The sequence below is a fragment of the cyanobacterium endosymbiont of Braarudosphaera bigelowii genome (assembly GCF_020885515.1).
Lineage (GTDB): Bacteria > Cyanobacteriota > Cyanobacteriia > Cyanobacteriales > Microcystaceae > Atelocyanobacterium > Atelocyanobacterium thalassa_A.
Genome location: NZ_AP024987.1, coordinates 1362124 through 1384606 on the forward strand (window position 1 = coordinate 1362124; position 22483 = coordinate 1384606).

Annotated in this window: 13 protein-coding genes and 2 tRNA genes; 6 read left to right on the top strand and 9 right to left on the bottom strand. The window is 29.9% G+C overall.

Going from position 1 to position 22483, the window contains the following annotated elements:
• Positions 1–6: 6 nt before the first annotated feature.
• Positions 7–2439, bottom strand: a complete 2433-nt coding sequence (locus LPC16_RS05675; protein ID WP_229637217.1) for an endonuclease MutS2 — start codon at positions 2437–2439, stop codon at positions 7–9.
• 243 nt (positions 2440–2682) lie between these two features.
• Positions 2683–2755: transfer RNA gene (locus LPC16_RS05680), tRNA-Glu, on the bottom strand.
• A gap of 281 nt (positions 2756–3036) precedes the next feature.
• On the opposite strand from LPC16_RS05680, the gene accD reads away from it, so the two are divergent.
• The 3 genes from accD to LPC16_RS05695 all read left to right on the top strand — a co-directional run bounded on the left by accD (position 3037) and on the right by LPC16_RS05695 (position 6898).
• The gene (gene accD / locus LPC16_RS05685) at positions 3037–3960 is read left to right on the top strand and encodes an acetyl-CoA carboxylase, carboxyltransferase subunit beta (RefSeq protein WP_040054370.1); all 924 of its coding nucleotides are present in this window, start codon (positions 3037–3039) and stop codon (positions 3958–3960) included.
• Between the two features lie 771 nt (positions 3961–4731).
• Positions 4732–6717, top strand: coding sequence for a DICT sensory domain-containing protein (locus LPC16_RS05690; RefSeq protein ID WP_229637218.1), 1986 nt, complete (start codon positions 4732–4734; stop codon positions 6715–6717).
• A 100-nt stretch (positions 6718–6817) separates the two neighbouring features.
• Positions 6818–6898, top strand: a tRNA-Leu gene (locus LPC16_RS05695).
• A 30-nt stretch (positions 6899–6928) separates the two neighbouring features.
• On the opposite strand, the gene LPC16_RS05700 is transcribed toward LPC16_RS05695, so the two are convergent.
• Entirely contained in the window at positions 6929–8683 is a 1755-nt protein-coding gene (locus LPC16_RS05700) for an ABC transporter substrate-binding protein (protein WP_229637219.1), read from the bottom strand.
• Positions 8684–8795: 112 nt separating this feature from the next.
• A complete protein-coding gene (locus tag LPC16_RS05705; RefSeq protein WP_229637220.1) occupies positions 8796–9821 on the bottom strand; it encodes an ABC transporter permease in 1026 nt (341 codons plus the stop codon).
• Positions 9822–10327: 506 nt separating this feature from the next.
• On the opposite strand from LPC16_RS05705, the gene LPC16_RS05710 reads away from it, so the two are divergent.
• On the top strand, positions 10328–11461 hold the full coding sequence (locus LPC16_RS05710; protein ID WP_040054366.1) for a hypothetical protein: 1134 nt from the start codon (positions 10328–10330) through the stop codon (positions 11459–11461).
• A gap of 279 nt (positions 11462–11740) precedes the next feature.
• Entirely contained in the window at positions 11741–12085 is a 345-nt protein-coding gene (locus LPC16_RS05715) for a hypothetical protein (RefSeq protein ID WP_040054365.1), read from the top strand.
• A 170-nt stretch (positions 12086–12255) separates the two neighbouring features.
• Here LPC16_RS05715 and LPC16_RS05720 read toward each other — a convergent pair whose 3' ends face one another.
• From LPC16_RS05720 to LPC16_RS05735, 4 genes are all read right to left on the bottom strand, one after another.
• Positions 12256–15150 carry a UPF0182 family protein gene (locus tag LPC16_RS05720; protein ID WP_229637221.1) on the bottom strand — a complete coding sequence of 965 codons (2895 nt, stop codon included), beginning with the start codon at positions 15148–15150 and terminating at the stop codon, positions 12256–12258.
• Positions 15151–15584: 434 nt separating this feature from the next.
• Positions 15585–17474, bottom strand: coding sequence for a DNA-directed RNA polymerase subunit gamma (locus LPC16_RS05725; RefSeq protein ID WP_040054363.1), 1890 nt, complete (start codon positions 17472–17474; stop codon positions 15585–15587).
• Positions 17475–18045: 571 nt separating this feature from the next.
• The gene (deoC, locus tag LPC16_RS05730) at positions 18046–18708 is read right to left on the bottom strand and encodes a deoxyribose-phosphate aldolase (RefSeq protein WP_229637222.1); all 663 of its coding nucleotides are present in this window, start codon (positions 18706–18708) and stop codon (positions 18046–18048) included.
• Between the two features lie 862 nt (positions 18709–19570).
• Positions 19571–20884, bottom strand: coding sequence for a GAF domain-containing sensor histidine kinase (locus LPC16_RS05735; protein WP_229637223.1), 1314 nt, complete (start codon positions 20882–20884; stop codon positions 19571–19573).
• 223 nt (positions 20885–21107) lie between these two features.
• Here LPC16_RS05735 and LPC16_RS05740 point away from each other — a divergent pair, with 223 nt between their 5' ends.
• Positions 21108–21428, top strand: coding sequence for a DUF3155 domain-containing protein (locus tag LPC16_RS05740; RefSeq protein ID WP_040054359.1), 321 nt, complete (start codon positions 21108–21110; stop codon positions 21426–21428).
• 78 nt (positions 21429–21506) lie between these two features.
• On the opposite strand, the gene LPC16_RS05745 is transcribed toward LPC16_RS05740, so the two are convergent.
• Positions 21507–22034 carry a cofactor assembly of complex C subunit B gene (locus LPC16_RS05745; protein ID WP_229637224.1) on the bottom strand — a complete coding sequence of 176 codons (528 nt, stop codon included), beginning with the start codon at positions 22032–22034 and terminating at the stop codon, positions 21507–21509.
• Positions 22035–22483: the final 449 nt, after the last annotated feature.

Consider the following 22483-nt stretch of genomic DNA (forward strand, 5'->3'; position numbering starts at 1 on the left):
ATTCTCCTATTTCAGATATGTTACTGTAACACCATCTCCTCCTTCCCTTTGAGGTGCTAATTTGAAATTTTTAATCTGCGGATGTATTTTCAAAAATTCATGGACTCCTTGACGCAGTTTACCAGTACCTTTTCCATGAATAATCCATAAAATTCCAATTTTGGTAGCTTTAGCAATTGCTTCTTCTAAGCTTGCTTCAGCTTCAAATATTCTCATACCACGAATATCGAGAGTATTATCATCTGTTCTAATATTGTGTACATTTTCAGTATTGATTGATCGAGTGTCTTGCTTCTGTAATGATTGTTTTCTAGTATTTAGTATGTTTATTTTTTTACCATCTAATGACTCGATATCTGTAAATAATATTTTCATTGTCATCAATCCGAAGCGAACAATTACTTCTTCATTCTCAGCAATAACATCTAATACTTGCGCAGTCTGACCAAATTTAATGATCTTAATTTTTTCTCCAATTTTAGGACAGTAAGAAGAAACATTCCTTTTAGTTTGAGGAAGTTTCTCTTTGGAAATATTTGTAATCTTTTCAGTCGCTTTTAACGCTTTTTGACTAGTTTTTTCTCCTTGTTGTAGATGCCTAATTACTTGGGCAATCTCCTCTTTAGCTTTAGTGATAGCTTTTTTAGTTTCTTTTTCTTGAAAATTTTTAAGATCTTGCTCTCTTTCTTTTAGAATAGCAGCTTTATATGATACTTCAGTGTAAAAGTTTTTAGCTTGTTTTAATAACTCTTGCGCTTCGTTAGCTTTTAACTCTTGTTTTCTTCGTTGTTCTTCTAAGCCTAAGATTATATCATTAACGTTTTGAGACTGCTCTCCAATAATATTCTTGGCTGCCTGTAGGATATTAATGTCTAGACCAAGGTTTTGAGCAATACTAAGGGCGTTAGAACGTCCTGGGATGCCCCATAATAGATGGTAAGTTGGAGAAAAAGTTTTATCGTTAAATTCGACTGAAGCATTTTCAAACCTTGAATCTCGATATTTTAAAGCTTTAAGTTCCCCATAATGTGTTGTGGCAATTGTTAACAGGGCATGGTTTGCTAAATAGTCTAAAAGTGAGATTGCTAAAGCACTACCTTCAGTAGGATCAGTGCCTGCTCCTACTTCATCTAAAAGTACTAAGCTTGAAGAGTGTTTAAGACTATCTGATATTTCTGGATCTTTTGATGTGGAGACATTAGATACAACTTTAAGAATAAGGATAATACGACGAATATGACTAGAGAAAGTAGATAGGTTTTGTATTATAGATTGTTCATCTCCAATATCGGCTAATACATTTTTAAACCAAGGTAATCTAACAGGACTTTCTGCAGGTATTAATAAGCCCACTTTAGCCATCAAGGCAGCTAATCCTAGAGTTTTTAGTGTAACAGTTTTCCCTCCTGTATTTGGTCCAGTAATAGAAACTACATTAGTCTTAGAATTAATTTGAATATCTATAGGAATTACTGGTGATCCTTGTTGATTTTTTTGTTGCCAAATCAATAACGGATGATATAGTTTTCGGAGAATTATTGTTTCTCCTGTTTTAATAAACTTAGGAATGTTTCCGCCTAACCATAAACCATAGCGAGCTTTGGCTGTTGCTAAATCTAGTTTCCCTATTACTTCAACAAGGTACTCCAAAGACTCTGCTACTTCAGCTATTTTTTCAGTTAATTGTCTCAGAATGATTACTTCTTCTATTTTTTCTTGTCGTAGATATTGGCAATACTTATTACCAATATCTACAATAAAACTCGGTTCTACATAAACTGTCATACCAGTATTAGAAGTATCATGAACAATACCTGAAATCTGGTCTTTTTGTAAGGTTTTTACAGGAATAACAAAGCGATTATTCCTTTGAGTAATAACGTTCTCTTGAATAGCTCCTTCTTTCCTATTCATAATACTTTGAAGCTTTTGATAAATTTCGCTGCGTAATTCTCTAAGTAAAAATCTGATTTTACTTAATTTTGAGCTAGCATGCTCAGCTATATCTCCACTTTCTTCAAGGCAATAACGTATTGTCTGTTCTAGTTCGGGATAAGTTTTAACGTTATTAACTAATTTTTTTAAATTGAGCAATTGTGATTCTTCATAACCACTGATTATTTTTTTTAATCTTCTAACTCTATCTAATGTAGTTGCAATACTTAATAAATCTTTCCCAAAGAGATATCCACCTAGAGTAGCTATTTTTACAAAGTCTCTGATATCTACTATTCCCTCAAATACTAACTTTATTTTAGGATCTTGTTCTAAGTAATAAATTTCTTCAGTTTGCGACAATAATTCCTGACTTTCTAGTAGCAATTCAGGAATTACTAAATTCTGAGCCGCAGTTATTCCCATTTTAGTCGTTGCAAAAGTGGCTAGATGCTCACATAAACGATGCCATTCTAAAAGCTTTAAAGTTTCTTGATGAATCAATTCTAGATATTTTGTATAAATAAATGCTAAGAACTATCTTAAAGTGATAATTAGACTTTGAACTATATAAAAATAATTTTTACTTACTTAATAGTTTAGGTAATACAATTACTACCTACAGCTGCCTTGAAAATTATAGTGACTATAACTAAGAATAGCTTGATTGATATATAAAAAATATACCACCTAAGACTCTCCTTAAATTAGTTATAAAGCTTTAGAATAAAAGCTTTATGATTTTGATACCCCCAAGGGAATTTGAATCCCTGTCGCCTCCGTGAAAGGGAGGTGTCCTAGGCCACTAGACGATGGGGGCTTGTGTATTAACCACTTAATAATAATAACAAGAGTTTTTACAGGTGTCAATACTTAGATATTTTTTCTTATGCTGAAATAATTCAATACATAACATTTTTATATTACTGAATTGAAAACACTACTTAGCTGATTAGATCATTAATTTCTTAATTAAGACGTTGACAAATATATTTCTGTTAAAATTGATCTAATTTTAAAGTGATGACTATCATACAATTATTAAATTTTTTCATGAGAATAAATAATTAAATAATAATAGAACAAATCGTAAATTAATTTATGTCTATATTTGATTGGTTTGCTAAACAAGAAAAATCAGAACCACCCATACAACAAAAAAAACATAAGGAAAGAGAAATTGCTGATGGTCTATGGACAAAATGTGAGGCATGTGGCACATTGACTTATGCAAAAGACCTTAAGACCAATCAACTTGTATGCAAAGAGTGCGGCTATCATTTTCGCATGGAAAGTTCAGAACGTATTATTCAATTAATCGACAATAACACTTGGAAACCTTTATCTGAAATGCTTTCTCCTATAGATCCTTTAAAGTTTTGTGATCGGAAGCTTTATAGTGATCGTATTAAAGATACCCAAAAGAAAACAGGATTAATAGATGCAGTTCAAACAGGAACGGGATTAATTGATGGTCTACCTGTAGCACTGGGAGTTATGGATTTTCATTTTATGGGAGGTAGTATGGGATCTGTAGTAGGAGAAAAATTATGCCGACTTATAGAAAACGCTACAAAGAGAAGATTTCCTGTAGTTATTTTTTGTGCTTCTGGTGGAGCTAGGATGCAAGAGGGTATGCTGAGTTTAATGCAGATGGCTAAGATTTCTGGAGCTTTAGAGAGACATAGAAATGCAAAACTTCTTTATATTTCTGTATTAACTCATCCTACAACGGGAGGGGTTACTGCAAGCTTTGCAATGTTAGGTGATATAATTCTTGCAGAACCTAATGCAACAATTGGTTTTGCTGGCAAAAGAGTTATTGAGCAAACTTTAAGAGAAAAACTACCTGACGGATTCCAGACGTCTGAATATTTACTAAAGCATGGATTTGTAGATTCTATTATCTCTCGTACTCAACAGAAAAAAATACTATCTCAATTGATCAGTATACACCAACCTTTTTCACCAGTTCTTCCATTATTTAATACCAATAGTGATAATTATTTAAACAACGATTTTTAAAGTTAACAAATTTTTACTAGAATAGTAAGCTATCTGATGGCAACTAAAACTGTATAAATCATAACGATTATTAATTAATATTTTCTTCATACTTATGAGAGTTTTTTAATAAAAGAATAGCTCTTCCAGAAAATTCCATAAATTATTAAAAGAATTATTGCCTTAATTACTTTTATGCAAAATCAACTAGTTTTTTATCATAGCTTTATGTAGATTTTTATTAAGCTTTTAGTATTTAACAGCAATTACTTATATTTGTTGTTAATAATCTTAATTTTTAAAATATCAGTTAAATACTAGTCGATTTTAAACTAACAAACTTTTACCACATGCTGCTAAGATTTACCTGCTTAAGGAAGAATGAAAAATTATTCAAATCTGATCTCTAATACTCATCCTCCAATAAGAATTTTATGAATTAAGTATTATTAAACTTTATTTACTTGTTTAATTACTAGGCGCTACAAGATGTAAGATAATAGTATAAATAAAAAATACTTGAAAGTTGCAAAATTTACATTTTTGTTAGCTGAAAATAAGTAATTATTTATATTAAAAACTCAAAAAGAAAAGCTAAGATATCTTGTCTCAAAACTATTTAAGTAGAATATTGAGATGTTACTTCTTCATCTTATGCTCCTAGCTCACTTGTAGGATAAAACTTAAGTAGTAATTACAGATTATTATTACTAATGATAATAGTCCTAATGATTTTTATCATAGGAAATAAAAGATATCGATTTTGTTAGAAGATCTCGGAAATAATTATTGATGAGCAGATCAAAATCGGTTTTAACAAAACTGTTACAAATTTTTCCTCAGTTACAGCCTCAAATGTATTTTAAGGCTTCTTTAACTGCTTTGTCTCATGCCATGGAAGATCAAGTACTTGCGGGAACTGAAAAACCATTAGTGATTGCTAGCTTTCAAAGAGAACGATTCTATCGTCAAGAAGCTCAACGATATCGACGTATTGCCAATAAAACTGATCAAGTATATGTTTTGGCTGCTCCAGAAACTGAATTCAAAAATAGTTCCCAGGATTACGAAACGATTGCTTTTGAATCAACAAATACCTTAAGTCAAGAGTGGCACCTGATTGTCATAGGGACGAACTATGTTAGTTGCTTAATCTGTCAGGAAAAAGTCATACTAAATAATCAAGGCATAACCTCAGTTATTGATAATAATCGACGCTTTGAGGGTATATGGACTTTTAACCGTGAAGTAGCTCAGCAAGCAGCCGATATTCTTTTAAAAATAATTGTTAATCACTGTCCAGAATTAAGAAGCAAAATACAACAAGCACGCCAAAAATATTTACCTCCTGATATCCTAAATCAAATAGTTGTTCGACAAAAAACTACAAACAATATCATTCACAATATAGAAAACAAAAATCCTGATCCATTTGTACAAAGATTAGTTACTTATCTACAAGCTGGCCATTATAAATTAATTAAAGCTAATCGTTCGTTAGCAGCAAAAGAACATAAAGAAAGATTAATTAATTCTATTACTACTGCTATTCGTTTATCTCTTAATCCTGATGAGATTCTACAAATTGCTGTTCAAAAACTAGGACAGGGACTGGGGATATGTAGATGTTTAGTTTATCGTTGTAAAGAAACTGACTTCAAAGCTACTGTTGAGCATGAATTTCTTAATCAAGATATTCCATCAATTAAAGAACAAACCTGGTTTCTACATGATAATCCTTTATTTCAAGAAGTTATTAAATTACAAGAAGCCTTAACTATTGACAATGCTGCTAATGATCCTCGTATTACTAATAGTTGTAAAGAAAAAGAGAAATCTTTGCAAACTCTTGTAAGAAACTGTTCAATTTTATCTTGGATGTTAGCCCCTATTTTATACCAAGGTCAACTTTTAGGTATGTTGGAATTACACCATTGCGGACCTAAACCTATTTCTTGGAAAGAAGAAGATGTTACTTTTATTAATGCTATTACAACTCAAATTGGTGTTGCGTTAATTCAGGCAGAAGCCTATGCTCATCTTCAAGATCTTAATGAGCAACTCGAGGCACTTGATTATACTCGTTCTAACTTAGTAGCTATTACAGGTCATGAACTTCGTACTCCATTGTCAACAATCCAAGTTTGTTTAGAAAGTTTAACATTAGAACCTGATATGTCTCCAGATTTACGTCAGGTTATGTTAAATATTGCTCTGCAAGATGCTGAAAGAATGAGGAAATTAATACAAGATTTTTTAATTTTATCTAGGTTTGAAAGTGGACGATTTGAGTGGAATACAGAAGTATTAAATTTACATGAATGTCTAGAGTTATCACTCAGTAATATTAAAGCTCGTTATAGAGGAAAACAAATTCCTCTAATTGAAGTTACAAATTTCTTAAATAGTGAGCTGCCTCTAGTAAAAGCAGATAGAGAGTGGTTGGGGGAAGTTTTAGCCAAATTATTAGACAATGCATGCAAATTTACCAGTAAAGAAGGAAGAATAACTATTATAGTTATTCGGAATAGTCTTCATTACCTGAAAGTTACCATAGCTGATACTGGTAGAGGAATTGAGCCTAAACGGTTGGAGACAGTTTTTGAAAGATTCTATCAAGAAGAAGGAGCTTTAAGACGCAGTATAGGCGGAACGGGTCTGGGATTAGCCATTTGTCGTCAAATAGTACAAGGTTGGGGTGGAAAAATTTGGGCAGAATCTAAAGGTAAAGAATATGGTAGTCAGTTTCATTTTACAGTTCCTATACATTTATCTTAATAGTAATGCTTTATAATTCAAGTGTTTAATTATCGGTTAAGTGATAATTAAACACTTGAATTATCAGGAAAAGTATGTTATGATTATTGCTGAAGTAAAAGCGGACGTGGCGGAATTGGTAGACGCGCTAGATTTAGGTTCTAGTGTCTTTGGCGTGAGAGTTCGAGTCTCTCCGTCCGCATAGGAAATTAACTACATCTAAATATAATAGCTATTCTTCGATGTCTCTAACAGATAGAATATCTATATTCCAAAATGCTCCTCCTAATGGAGAATAGTTGATACCTATAAAACGATCTTTAACTGCAGCAAAAGAGTAAGGATTAACCAGATAAATAAATGGTAAATTCTCTGAAACTGTTTTTTGAGCTTCTGCATAAATATCTTTTCTCTTTTCTATAGAAAGTTCTTGGGAACCAGCCACATATAAATCTTCTATTTTTTTCTCCCATCCTGATACTACTCTTCCAGTAATTAAACTTGAATTAGACTGTAAATCTTGATTAAACATGTGAAGATTACCATCTGTGTACCAAACATTCGGAGAATGCGGTTCATTTCCTCCTGTTAAACCAATAATATTAGCTTCCCAATCCAAAGAATTACTCAATTTATCTATTAATACATTAAAAGCAAGAGGACTAAAGTTAACTTTTATTCCTAATTCTTTTAAATCTTCTTTTACTTGTGCTCCAATAGCTTCTCGAACTTTATTTCCTGCATTAGTTATTAAGTTAAATTCTATACGATTTCCATTTTTATCTAATAAATTAGAGTCTTCATCATATTTAAAACCTTCTTTGAGTAATAAATCTCTAGATTTTTGAACATTATAATCATATCCTTTGATTTCCTTATCATAATAAGGAGATTGTGTTGAAATTTGAGTATTTTGAAGACTTCCCAAGCCTCTATAAATATTGTTTATTATTCGGGTTCTATTAATTCCATAAGCAATAGCCTGTCTAAAATTTTTATTGTTAAACCAACTAGATTTAATGGGATCTACTAAAAATTTTCCATCTCTTTCACCTTTATTAAGATTAAATGACATAAAGTTTGTACTATAAGAAGGTCCTCCATTATAAATAGTAAAATTGTTACGCTTTTCTTCTCTTTTTAAAAGAGAAAAATATTCGGGCGTAACACTAATAGAATCTAATCCTCCAGATCTAAACTGTAATAATGCAGTGTCAGTAGACTCGACAATCTCCCAAATAACATTTTCAATATTAGGTAATTGAGATCCTTCGGAATCTTTTTTCCAATAATAAGGATTTTTTTCAAAAATAATTCGCTGACTAGTGATATATTTTTTAATTTTAAAAGGACCATTAACAATAATATTTTTAGGAGGAGTGTCAGTTCCCCAGGTTGATAAAAATTTTGGATTTCCTTTTTCGTCAACATCTTTTACAGTTTCAAGTAGAGAATGGGCAGGCAATATGGGAAGCTGAGCATTATCTAAAAAGGGGGCAAACGGTTCAGAAATTTTAAACTCAATATGTTGTTGATCAACTTTTCTTATAATTGGTAAATCTCTACTTTTTCCCACTCTAAAATTATCTCGATAATTGTTAGGAATTTTTTTGTTAAGGTATAGGTTGTTATATGTAAAAATTACATCATCTACAGTTAAGTCTTCACCATCAGACCATTTAAGATTTTTTCTCAATGTGAATAAAATGCTTAATTTATCATCAGAAATTTTCCAAGACTTTGCAAGTGCTGGTTCTTTCCTACCAGTAATTGGATTCTCTGTAATTAATCCTTCATACGTCAATGAAAAAATATTTGGAGATTCCTGAGACAGAACAGCGTTAAAGGTCTTAGGGTCACTTAAAACAGATAAAACAACTTGATTCTTATTGTTATTTACAACACAAGCATTAAGTTGTAATAAACATATACTTGCAAAAATAATCAATAACCAACGTAGAAAAATAATATATTTTTTTTTGTACATTGTATCTAAGCAATTGATTGGTAACACCATCTAGAATATTGATAAAGTAAAGATATGTAAATAGAATAAAAGAATATCTGACTAAATAAGCTCTCTTTTTACATAACTTCAATTAATATTTAATGCGAGGATCAATATAGGCATTAACTAAATCAACTAATATACTTACGGAAACTACAATTACGGAGAAAAAAACTATAATTCCTTGGACTGTCGTGTAATCTCTCGCAGCTATTGCTTGATATAGGCTATTTCCTAATCCTGGCCAAGAAAAAGTTACTTCAGTTAGAACCGCGCCACCTAATAAAGAGGAAAAAACTAGGCCTAAAATAGTAACAACCGGGATAAGAGCATTTTTTAAGGCATAAAACAATATAATTCTATATTCGGTGATACCTCTAGCTCTGGCAGCCTCAACATACTTAGTTTGAAGAGTATACCGAAGATTTAGCCTTACTGTTCTCTCGAAAATACCACTGAGTAATAAACCTAAAGTTATACAAGGTAGTATTAAGTGATAAGCAGAAGTAAAGAATTGGTAGACATTACCATTTAGAAGACTATCTATAGTATAGATTCCTGTTATTTTATCAGGAGGAATCTTATCTAGTGGAAAACGAGTCCCAAGAGGAAGTAACTTTAGTTGAACTGCAAATATTAACTGAAAAACCATCCCTACCCAAAAAATTGGTAAAGAATAAGATATTATCCCAAATAATCGACTGATTAAATCTATTACAGTGTTAGGGTTTAATGCTGATATAGTTCCTGCAATTATCCCAATAATTATTGCTATAATCATACTATATATTGTCAATTCGGCAGTAGCAGGAAAGTGCTCTGTAATTATTTTCCACACAGGCTGTCCCTGGTTAACAATAGAATTACCTAAATTTAAAAATAAAAGTTGTTTTAAATAGCTTAAGTATTGGAACCAAAGCGGTTGATTTAATCCTAAAGTTTCTCTTAAGTTCTCTTTCGCAAACTCTGGGGCACGATTTCCCAAAATTGCATCAGCTGGATCTCCTGTTGCTACTCTTAAAAGCAAAAATACTAAAGTAACTATTGTCCATATCATTACAGGAGCAATAAGTAAGCGAACAAGAACATAGTTTTGTATTGCTTTTAAACGAGACATTAAAATAAATAACAGCGAATATTTTTATAGATATTCTACTATTCTAAAGGTTTTAATTTATTTTAGTAACTCTTTAGGCATCAATTTAAGATGCTTTAATTTATTTCTAGAATTTTTAATTCATTAAGTTTAAAATAAAAAATTAATTTTTATTTTTTAACGACCATGGATTGAAATATTTTTTATAAAAGTAATTAAGTTATATCAAGCTTGTACAAATATTCTTTCTCATTCACAATCTTTTAAAAGATATGTAATAAAAGTGGAGAAAATAGGCTTTGTGTATTAAATTGAAGAAATTACGCTTAAATTTTAAATAAATTCCTATTTTTATATTTAAGAATATATAGTATCAATATATAAATAATACTGAATATATGACAATAGAATTTAGCTTGTTTGAGAACTTGTTTATTCAAGTCTTAAATGAAGAAATTGATAAAAATAGTTAGAATATAAGACTAGTTTAAGATCTAGAGCAAGAAACTTACCTCTCGGTATGCTCCATGGCAGCATTTTTCAATAATCAATTTAAAGTTTTAATTCGCCCTCTAAAGTATGAGGATCTTGATTGGCTAGAGATCCTAGATGTTGAAGCAATCCAAGTTCAACCGAGTTTAGGTTATATTTCTTTTCAAGAGGAATTAAGACAAACAAGGTACTGGTTTAGGTTAATAGAAATCTTTAATTGGCTTCCTAATTTTTTGGGAAACTACCGTAAAGTATACATCGCAGAATTATTCAACATTTCTGGTAATTCAATATTAAAAGGATTTATTCATATCTCTCCTTTTAATATAAACTTAAGTACTTGGCGAATTGAAAGGATTATAGTTGTTTCAGACAAAAAACAACAGGAAAAGTTGAGTAACTCTGAAGAACTTAGAGCTCAACTACTACGTTATTGTTTAGAAATTATATGTGAAGCACGAACTTGGATTTTAGAAGTTGATATTAATCGAAATGATTTCCTAGCTCTATATCGCCAAAATGGATTTCAACCTTTAGCTAAACTTACTTATTGGTTATTAGATTCAAAACTACTTTGGACTTTATCACAACAAAATTCAAATATTCCTAATCTTTTACCTGTTAGTAATTCTGATGCACATTTACTATATCAATTAGACTGTGTTTCCATGCCTCCTTTATTACGTCAGGTCTTTGATCGTAATTCCCAAGATTTCAAAACATCTTTGTCAACATCAATATTTACAAAATGGCAACAATGGTTTTTTGACAAGGAAATAGCGAAGGGTTATGTTTTTGAACCTCAAAGGAAAATAGCGATTGGTTATTTTAAGTTAATTTTATCGAAGAGTAACTTTCAATCACATCAGGCATATCTAGTTATTCATCCTGCATATACTTGGCTTTACCCAAAGTTATTAATACAAATATCACAAATTGTTCAAAAATATCCTAATCAAAATTTAGAGATCGTCTCAGCAGACTATCAAAATGAAAGAGAAAATTATCTAAAAGAACTTGGAGCAAATCGCCTTAAACATACTTTATTGATGTCACGTTCTGTATGGCATAAGTTTAAAGAAGTAAAAACAAACGAACTTTATTTATCTGAAATGCTGCAAGGATTACGTGTAGCCCCAAGAAATCCTATTCCTAATAGATTTTTATAGACTGAAATGTTAGCAAGATTTTTCAACAAATATTGTTTAAAAAACATTTTATTTTTAGTTTTTTGAGTATAAACAGAAAAGATCCAAATTAACTTTCCGTATTTTTTATTCGATCATATTAATGATATAAGTCATTAATTAGTTTAAAAGATCAAGAAAATAGGAATTAAACATTTGCATAATATTACATTTTTCTTAAAAAATATAATATTGTGCAAATCTTATTAAATTATTGAGATAATATAAAGTCTTATTCTTATTTTGGTATTGAAATTTATCGTGTCCCAACTTACTCTTAATTTAGCTCAAGGATCCATAAAATTTAATTTTCCCTTTGAAGATGCACAGGCTCTAAAAGTAGAAATTGACAACTTAATGCAAAGACTGAAAATAGTTGCATCGAAGATTAACAATGGAGAACAAAAAAAGGCAGAAGAATCTCTAGACTACCAGTATAGAGGGGAAGTGTTGGTAGAAATTTTTTGTAATCCCAATATTTATCCTACTCCGTTTGCTGCAAAAGTATTACTTACTATTCGAAATGAAAAAATTCGTTTTAGTACAGAAACAGAACTAACCCGAATTGTTGATGATTTAAGACAATATTTAGAACAATATAGATAATTAGCCATACAGATAATAGTAATATAGATAACTATATTACTAGTTTAGCCTTTTCAAACGAAATATCAGTTAAGTATTTACATAAAGTCCATAGTCTTTTAGAAAATTATAATTTTCTAATTTTTATTCTAAATATTCAAATAAATACTAAATATAATTATATTTCTACTCTATTTAGAAAGAGTTGACATATTCATTCTTGTTTTGAAAATAGAGTTTAATGCTTCATTCAAAGTCTTTGCCATAACAACTTTATTTTCATAAACAACTATTACTCTCACTAAAGTTGGTAAACTATTTTTTTCTGCTTCTAAATATAATGGTTCAACATAAAGTAAAGACTGTTCTTTAAAAAAAGGAATTACTAAAAGATTTCCTTGTATAACTCTTGATTTCTGCCTAGTCCATAAAGATATTTGTTGAGAAATAACTGGATCTTGACTGATCAATGCTTCTATTTGTTCTGGTCCATAAATAATTCTTTGCTTAGGCAATCTAAATAATAACATTTCACCATAGTTGTTTTCATCTGAACGAGCAAATAATCCAGCAATTAAGTTATTACGGCTAGTAGGAGTATAAACATTAAATAACATAAACTCTGGTGTATCATTTATTAAACTTATCAATAAATAATAAGGTTCTATAGGTTGTTGATTTTCTCCATAGATCTCTTGAGGAATTCGCCACTGATCTTCTCGATTATAAAAAACCTGAGGATCTGTCATGTGATAAGTTAATAATCTCTCTGATTGAACATTAAACATATCTTTTGGATAGCGTATATGATTTTTTATGAAAAGAGGTATTTCTTGAAATGGTTTAAAAAGGTTAGGAAATATTTTACTCCATGTTTTGATTAGTGGATCATCTGGATCGATTACGTACAAACTAACATCTCCATCATAAGCATCAATAACAATTTTTACTGAATTACGAATGTAATTAAAAGTAGAATTCCCTGGTTCAGAATAAGGATAACGATTACTAGTTGTGTAAGCATCGATCATCCAGTATAGTTTTGTTTCCTTTAGATTATTATTTCCTACCTGCACTTTGGTTGTTACTAAATACGGATCGTTATCAAAAAGAAGAAATGGAGCAATTGTTCTTATCCTATGATTGATATTACGACAAAAAATTAGTCGAGTATCTGGAGTAAAATTACGGGTAAATATCATTTGCCAGTCTCTTAGATAATTAGCAAATAAAACTTTCCTAACCCAGTTTTTAATTTTAATTCCTCCTTTACCATCGTAGGTGTTATAAACATTATCTTGACCACTAGGAAAATCTAATTCTTGGACTTCTGTATTAGTCATGATATAAGTATTAGTTGATTCTCCGAAATAAATTCTAGGATTATCAATAGGAATTTCTAATTCATTATTAAAAGTTTGTAAGTTTCTTATTCTATTTTTTGTATCAATATTTTGTACAGAATAAAATGGTAATCCACCTTCATCTACTTTATTTACTGGTGATAAAGTAAATCCATAGCCATGAGTATATACTAAATGTTCATTGACCCAGGTTTTTGCAGGTTCTGGTACTGCTTCATACTCTAATTCCCGAGCTGCAATTAAAACTTGTTGTTTCACGATTTTAGATAAATTATTATCTGCTACTAGTGAGATTGAATAACGATCAATATCTGCATCGTTAAATTTATAATAAGGCCGAAGTTGTTGTAGTTGTCGATTAGTTTGTAATAAAGGACGAGGATCCCATAAACGAATGTTATTAATAGTAAGACGGTTTTCGTCTAAAAATTTTTCAGTTAAGTTTCCAGTTCCATGAAAAGTTTTAATTTTGATTTTATCAAGATTAAAAGCTCGACGAGTTGAAGCAATATTGCGTTTTATATATGGTATTTCTCGAGCCAATTCATTAGGTTCTACAATTAAACTCTGCACTATCTCTTGGCCAAACCAAGTAATAGGTAAAATAGCTATATATATGAACAACGGAGAATAGTAAAAAATACTTTTTGTATTATTTTTTGTTCCTCGAAATAATAATAATAAAGAGAAAATAACTAGTATGATCGCTGTTAGTGTATAAATAGGAATAAGAAAATAAATATCAGTATAACTAGCCCCAAAAACAACTCCTCTAGAAGAATATAGTAATTCATACCTAGCTAACCAATTATGAAATGCAACATCTAATGCAAATAGACCACCTAAAGTAAATATATGGCGTAGTTGTTCTTGAGAGAATCCTATAAATCGACCCGATCTTAGACTATTAGCTGCCATAAGATAAGTTAAAACAACATAGATTAATCCAAACAAAAACAAACCGCTTAACCAGAAATCAATTAATTTCCAAAATGGAAAACTAAAAATATAAAAACTAATATCTTTACCAAATTGAGGATCGGCTTCACCAAAAGGAGTAGAATATAAATATTGTAAAACCCGAGACCAATTACTTGACAACGTCAGACCCAATATTAAGCTAAAACTTAAAGACGTTACTCTAAAACAAAGATTTATATTCAATAAAATTACAAATATAGTTACTCCGATAATCCCAATTTTCCATAATTGATTTACTTCTTGCAGAATAAATTTAAAATTAAAATCCAATGGAGATAAGGAAGGTATCATTGGTATCTCGTTTTGTAGAGGAAAATTAGAGATCCAAGAATTATAAGCGACTTCACCATAATATAAGATTATTAACCCTATCACTCCCCCTAGTCCTATAACAATGCAAATTAAATAGAATAATCCTAGGGAAGGAGAAGAAGGATACCGATCAAGCTTTGTAAATTGAGATTTATCTTGGGTGTATATCTCATAGTCTTGAGAAGGATTACTCCATTTATAATATTCTGCTTGATTTAAATTTATAAATAAAAACCATATAGAACAACTACTAACAGATATTAATAAACCTAATTTCCAAAAAATCTGCTTAAAGAAAACCTCTAGATAGCCTACTTCCTCAAACCAAAATTTCTCTACAACGATGTAAGAAGATAGTTCACAAAGACATCCAAGAACTAATATCAGTAAACCAAGTCGAGTAAAATAACGTTTTGAAAATTTTATCATTATATGAAAATTAGAATTTTAAATATAAAAATTAAAAACTAAAGAGGGAGTAAAGATTAATATCTCTATATACAATCGTGATAATATCTTATTACTTATTTATTAATACATAGTACTAATATTTGTAAATATTATATTGCTACCTGATTATTTATAATTATTGTTTATTAAAATGTTTAGTCAATTGCTAACTTAGTAAATTAAGGTTATAAAGTTATTAAAAAATATATTAATACATTGGTTTTCAAAAGTTTAGATCATTAAAGCGATTTTTGAGAGAAAGAGTTATGCATAGTTATATATTTTGATTAACTATAAAGAATATACAAAAAAGTTTTCTATTTTTAGAATAGAAAACTTTTTGTATAGAATATGATTTGTTTTTTTAGCAGCTCTACAATAATCTTCTTATAGTATAGAAATACGTTAAAAAATTAGTGTAATGAAGCTAAGGCATCTTGAATCGTTTTGTTATAAATTATTCGTCCTGCAGTAGTACGAATAAACTGAGAAAGATTTTCTCCATTTAGTTCTCTAACTTTACGTTCTCTGTAATATTTGATTATACTACCATCCTCAGAGGTTTCTGTTTTTATTACTTCTTTATCTGGTTTGTCTGTAACAATCTCTTCATAAGGATCTTCACAACGAAGCCAAATATAAGCATGTAAATCAATATTACCTTGTTCATAGGCTTTAATAGCATCTTCAAAATTGGCGAAATATCTTCCTCCTCCTTGCTGAGCTTCAGGGTTTTCTGCTGTAAGGTAATAACATCCGAGGACCATATCTTGCGAAGGAGCAACTATAGGGGCTCCTGTTGCTGGTGATAGGATATTATGGCAAGCTAACATCAATAGTCTTGCCTCTGCTTGAGATTCCAATGATAAAGGAACGTGGACTGCCATTTGATCACCATCAAAATCAGCATTAAATGCTGGACAAACTAAAGGATGTAGTTGGATAGCTCTTCCTTCAACCAGAATAGGTTCAAATGCTTGAATTCCTAGACGATGTAAAGTAGGAGCACGGTTAAGCAAAACAGGGTGTCCAGTAATTACTTCTTCTAGAACATTCCAAATACTAGAATCGCCTTTAATAATAAGTTTTTTAGCAGCTTTGATATTATTTACTAGGCCTAAGCGAATTAGTCGATGAATAACGAAAGGTTGAAATAACTCAATAGCCATTTCACGAGGTAGTCCACACTGGTAAATTTTTAATTTTGGACCTACTACGATTACAGAACGACCCGAGTAATCAACCCTCTTCCCTAAGAGATTTTGACGAAAACGACCTTGCTTACCCTCGATTATGTCAGATAAAGATTTTAGTGGTCTATTGTTTGCTCCTACTACTGTACGACCTCTCCTTCCATTATCAATTAAAGCGTCAACTGCTTCTTGCAGCATTCGTTTTTCATTTCTAACAATAATTTCTGGAGCAAGAATTTCTTGAAGTCGAGCTAAACGGTTATTACGGTTAATTACTCTTCGATACAAATCATTTAAATCAGATGTAGCAAAACGTCCTCCATCTAGCTGAACCATAGGCCGAAGATCCGGAGGAATTACAGGAATTACTTCTAAAACCATCCACTCAGATAATGATCCAGTAGCAATAAAATTATCTATTACCCTTAAGCGTTTAATGAGTTTAGCTCTTTTTTGTCCTTTACTTTGAGTGATCTCTTCTCGAAGTTTTTCTGCTATTTCTTCTAGGTCCATTTCTTGAAGTAACCTATGAATAGCTTCTGCGCCAATACCAACTTCTATCCCATACAAATCTGAATCTTCAGCATAAATTTGATCTTCAATTTCAATCCACTGTTCTTCAGTTAATAGTTGTTTGTATTGAAGATTGCTAGCATTACCAGGATCTAGGACTACATAAGCATTAAAGTAAACAATTTGCTCTACGTCTTTTAAAGCCATATCAAGCAAGATGCTCATATAGCTAGGAATTCCTTTCAAATACCATACGTGTGTAACAGGAGCAGCTAACTTTATAAACCCCATACGATGTCTACGAACACGTGATTCTGTAACTTCAACACCACAACGTTCACAAACAATACCACGATGACGAACTCTTTTATATTTGCCACACCAACACTCCCAGTCTTTTGAAGGACCAAAAATCCGTTCACAAAATAGTCCGTCCATCTCTGGTTTCAAAGTTCTGTAATTGATGGTTTCAGGTTTTGTTACCTCTCCAACAGTAGTACCATTCGGAAGAGTTCTTTCTCCCCATTGACGGATACGTTCTGGAGAAGCTAATCCAATTTTGACATAGTCAAATCTTGTATCTTGTGCTGGTTTCATGTTTGATGATTTTAAAAATATAAAATTTTTTTCCTATCTCTACTAATTACTGTACAGTTAATTTTGTAAAAGATTCAGTAATATAATAGAGAGAAATTAATAGCAGTTAAAAATAAACTCAAGACTTTAAAGTAAAATAACGAATATTAATTTTTGTACTTAATACAATGAAATTTTTGGTATTTACTTTTATTAGAAATCTCAGAAATAATCAGCTTTTACACTAAAAGGCCTTAATATCAATTGTAATTTCTATTAAAAACCTCCATTTTCAGTTTATTTTTTAGAATATCTATTAAAAATAATACATATCGGATATAAAATTAAATTAGCTTCCTATCATACAGTTTTTTAGCTTTTAGAGCAATATCTTAAGCACTAGTAAGTAGTTAATATTTCTAATATAGACAAAAATATAACCCGTAGACCACATTAAGCTTAATAAATTAGTATTTCAGTACTTAAATACTCAATAAAGTATCAAAATTAAACATTTTAATTTATTTTAGTCTAAAACTTTATTTAGAAAATCAAATTGAAGTCGTAATTTTTATTACTTAAAGTATAAAAATTATTGATTCTGAGTTTTAACTATATCTACACCATGAGAAGTACCTATGCGACTTGCACCTAACTTAACTAATTCTAAAGCTTGTTCAAATGTATGAATACCTCCAGAAGCTTTAATCCCCATTTTACCGCTACAAATTTTATGTAGATATTCGATATCAATTTTTGTAATGCCTCCGAACCATCCAGTGTTAGTCTCTAAATATTTAGCTCCTGCATCTGCACAAATATCAGAGGCTAACTTCTTTTCTGCATTTGTTAATAAATTACTTTCTAAAACTATTTTAATTATCCTTTTTGTAGTTTCACATATTGATGATATTTCATCATAAATAAATCTTGAATTACCTAATTTTAATTCTCCCAGATTTATCATAATGTTCAATTCATTAGCACCATTATCTGTTGCTTCTTGTGCTTCATAAAGTTTAACAGATGAAGTAGTAGCTCCTGAAGGAAAACCAATTACTGTAGATATTGAAGTTTTGGTTCCATGAAGTAAATGTACTACCTGAGGAACGAAATGAGGATATACACACACACTAGGAAATTGAAAGTATTGAGCTTCATCACATAATGTTTTAATTTCTTCATAAGTTGAGTTAGGATTGAGTGATGAATGTTCAATATAGTTAGCAATATTAATATTTAATTCAGATTTCATGTTCTTTATTTCTACAAAAATTTATTAACTCAATTATCTAAATTGTAGTTTAAAAAAGCATGTGTTTCATAAGATATAAAAATGATATTTATCAGAATATAATTTCTCTAAGAAACATTAACTTTTAATAATGTTGAATAAGATTCAACAATTTAATTTTTCAAAGGTCATCACTTCTTAAGTACATATTAGAGCTTTTAATTCAATTAATTTTGTAGAGAATTGTTACTCATATAGAGTAAAGTTTATTTAGAGTTAGTAGCGTGTCATTCTCTTAAAAATTTCATACTTCTAAAGATAATAAAATTGTCTCTAAATATACTTTTTTCTAATAATCTTATTTATTAATACTATTACAATATTTATATAAAGTTTTTGAGTTTTAGTAGTTGCATTATATTGCTAGAATCTTGGTACTTATAACATTAAATTACCTAATATTAACTAAAAGCTACAAATAGTAAGTATGTTTATAAGCTCTAAAACGAATATAAAGTTACTTTTTTGTATATACTTTTACACAATATTTAAACACTGGAAATAGGCAAGGTTAAGTTTACTGTTATCGAAGATGAAACTTATTGGAGCTGGTATTAGTAAATCAGATGTTATAAATGAACGTGCGATCATTACAAATAGAGAAATAACAAAAATAAGAAGAATTAAAAAAGGAGCTATATATTCTCGAAAAAACTGCATAAAAACTTTTATCTTTAGTATATTACCAAATTATATCAGATTTTTTTCAACTGATTGAAAAAAATCTGGCAATTGGTACTAGGAATAAATACAGGAAAAATTGTAAAGAATACTATTTTAAACAATTAATTTTATACTTTTACCAAAATCAATACTTGTAAAATCAATTTGTTCTATACCTTGAATCTTTTAGAGATAACCATACTATAAATTGTGTCCCTTTATTATTTTGAAAATCAATTGGACTCAATAACTCAATCGTTCCATTCATTTTATCAACTAGTTCTTTGACAATTGATAAGCCTAAGCCGTTGCCTAGAATACTTTCTTGTGTTTTTGCTCCTCTATAATGTCGCTCAAAAATATATGGTTGATCTTCCGTAGAAATACCTAAGCCTGTATCTTGTATACAAATACCTTGATACTGTTTATTGTCAATGATTTTAAATAAACCTAGCCTAATATCTATTCTCCCAAATGGAGGAGTATATTTAATACTATTATCAATTAAATTACTAATTACTTCTCTTAATCCAAAAATACTAGCTAAAACTGGTTGTAAATAATTAGGAGCATGTATCTGCAGAATTATATTTTTATTTTGTGCAATAGGTTTCATAGAAATCAGAATATCTTCCAATATTTCTGATATGTAAATTTCATCCAATTCTAAAGATTGTGAAGGAAGTAAAGGAGACAATGAATTTTTAAAAGTGCCAACAAAGTTAGAATTTAAAGGAACAGTATCTAAACTCGCATCTATTGAGATTTGGTTGGTTTCAAATTCTTGGATTAAATCGTGTAAATGTTCTCCTTCTCTAACTATATTCTTAACGACAGCAAAACTTTGCTCATCAGATATTAAACGTTTAAGTAATAATTTACCAAAAATTTTTAGAGCTGTTAATGGATTTCTTAGTTGGTGAAATAAATTTTCAAGTCGATCATATTCTTGTTTATGTAATATTTTTTGCTGATGTAATTGTTTTTTAGAAGATGCTTGACGTTGATCTAATGAGCGTGCAATTGCTAAGGTATTTGCTATTTTTTTTATTTGAGTCAATTCATCTTGTTTCCAAGGATGATTAAATCTCCTTGTTACCAAAACTCCTAAAACAAGACCTTCATATACCAGAGGAAACCCTACTTGGTAAGGTTCTGATGTAAAAAAGTTGCTACTATGTACACTAGACAAATCTTCAGAAATAGATGATAAAGATCCTCTAAAAATTGGTATGGCGGTAATTTCTTTTCCTTCAATAAAATCAATATGATTAGTAAAAGTATTTCTAGCTGTTCCACCAGCTGGATAAACAACTATTGGTATAAGATTTATTTGTTGATTATCTTTTTCTGAAGTCAAATATACAGCACTCCATTCTGCTTGTAGAATTTTAGCCAAAAGAGTGATTTGTGATTGACACAAAGAAATAAAATCTGAACTCGGATAAGAAACTTTTGCTGTAGCAGAGAACATACTTTATTAAGTTTTATCAAGAAGTAAAAATTTGTAGCCTAAATATTAAATGAATTTGTTTTTAATCAAAAAAACATTGCTATAGTAATAATCATAATTTGAATTGCAAGAATTTACAATTTAAGTATTAAATGCTTGATCTTTTAAAATTAAACAGATATAATTGCTTCGGATTTTGTAGCTATGACTGCAGTCTATGTAGTCAAAATAGGAGGTAAAAGGGTTGGCAAGAAAGCGCAAACGGAAAAGTCGCCGTCGCCAAGAGGGTCGAAAAATTCTTGAACTTGTACCCCAATATAATATTGAGAGCGGTGAAGATAAGCCAGTAACTGCTGCTAGAAAATACATTCATGGAATAGGGATACAGGCGCCTGCTTTGTTAGTTGTTAGGCGTAATGAACACACTACTGATAGATACTTTTGGGCGGAAAAAGGTCTATTTGGTGCTCAATATGTTGAGGAAAATCATTTTTTGTTTCCTAGTTTAAAAGAATTTCAGCCACAAATTCAGAAAATGTCTATGAAAACTCCTATGGTAGGATAAATATTCAGTGAAGTTACTATAAGTGGCTGTGATTTTCTTTTTAAGAAATGAAAAAAGTTTATGTGTTGATTTGTTTTTCTAATTATTAAGCTGTAAAGGAAAGCTTTTTTTAAACTTAGCTATTTCATCACGATGACCAGTTAGAATAAAACAACTAGGTTTATCTAGTGTTTCTCCTGTATTGTGTTCAAAGTTTACGGTTACTGTCTCAGCTTTACATGCTTTTTTCCAATAAAATAAACCTGTTATGGGAGACAAAATGACTAAACTAAAAAATCCAGGAGTTAATGGCTGATAAAGAAACGATAAAATCAATCCAAAGCAGAATAGACCAACTGACGATAGAAAACTTAAGAAGATTGCCATAAACCAACTAGGACGAACTATTCCCTCAAAAATAATTTCATCTTCTTTATTAGAAATAATTTGATAGGATCGTTTTTCAAAATAAGTTTTAATTTGTTTCATTAATGGTATTTTAGATACCTGGAAAATAATTTTTTCTTTCTCTGTACGGTCTTTTACAGAGGCACGAATAAAAAAGAATAATCCTATAGTTAGTAAAAAAGTTAGAAAGAAAGTTGAAATTAAGGTAGGATTGCTCACAAGAATTAAAATAATGATAACTAAGTAATGAATTAAAATAGTTCTGTCTTGACTGATTGTAACCTATAAACATATAAACAAATGATTTTTAGCTTTGTTTACACAAACAGTTATCTAAGATAAAAATAAATGACTTAAGTAGTTAAGTAGAGTTATTAAAAATTTTAAAATAGAGATTTATCTAGTTAAAAGCACTTTTTTGTTAAGACTTTTAAAGTGTGAAAATTTTAAACTATTTGAATTACTTGTAATAATACCTATAACTATGCTGGACTAAAATTCAGTGATAGGTGGATTTTCAGATTTTATCTAAAGAAGTTCATTTTAATCTTGTAACTCTTCTTGTAATAAAAAATGTTAAAAGTATTTTATTCCTCATATAAACAAAAAGAAATGTCAGTTATGGGCTCTTTTAAATTAACAGTTGTAATAAGTCCAAAATGAGTTCT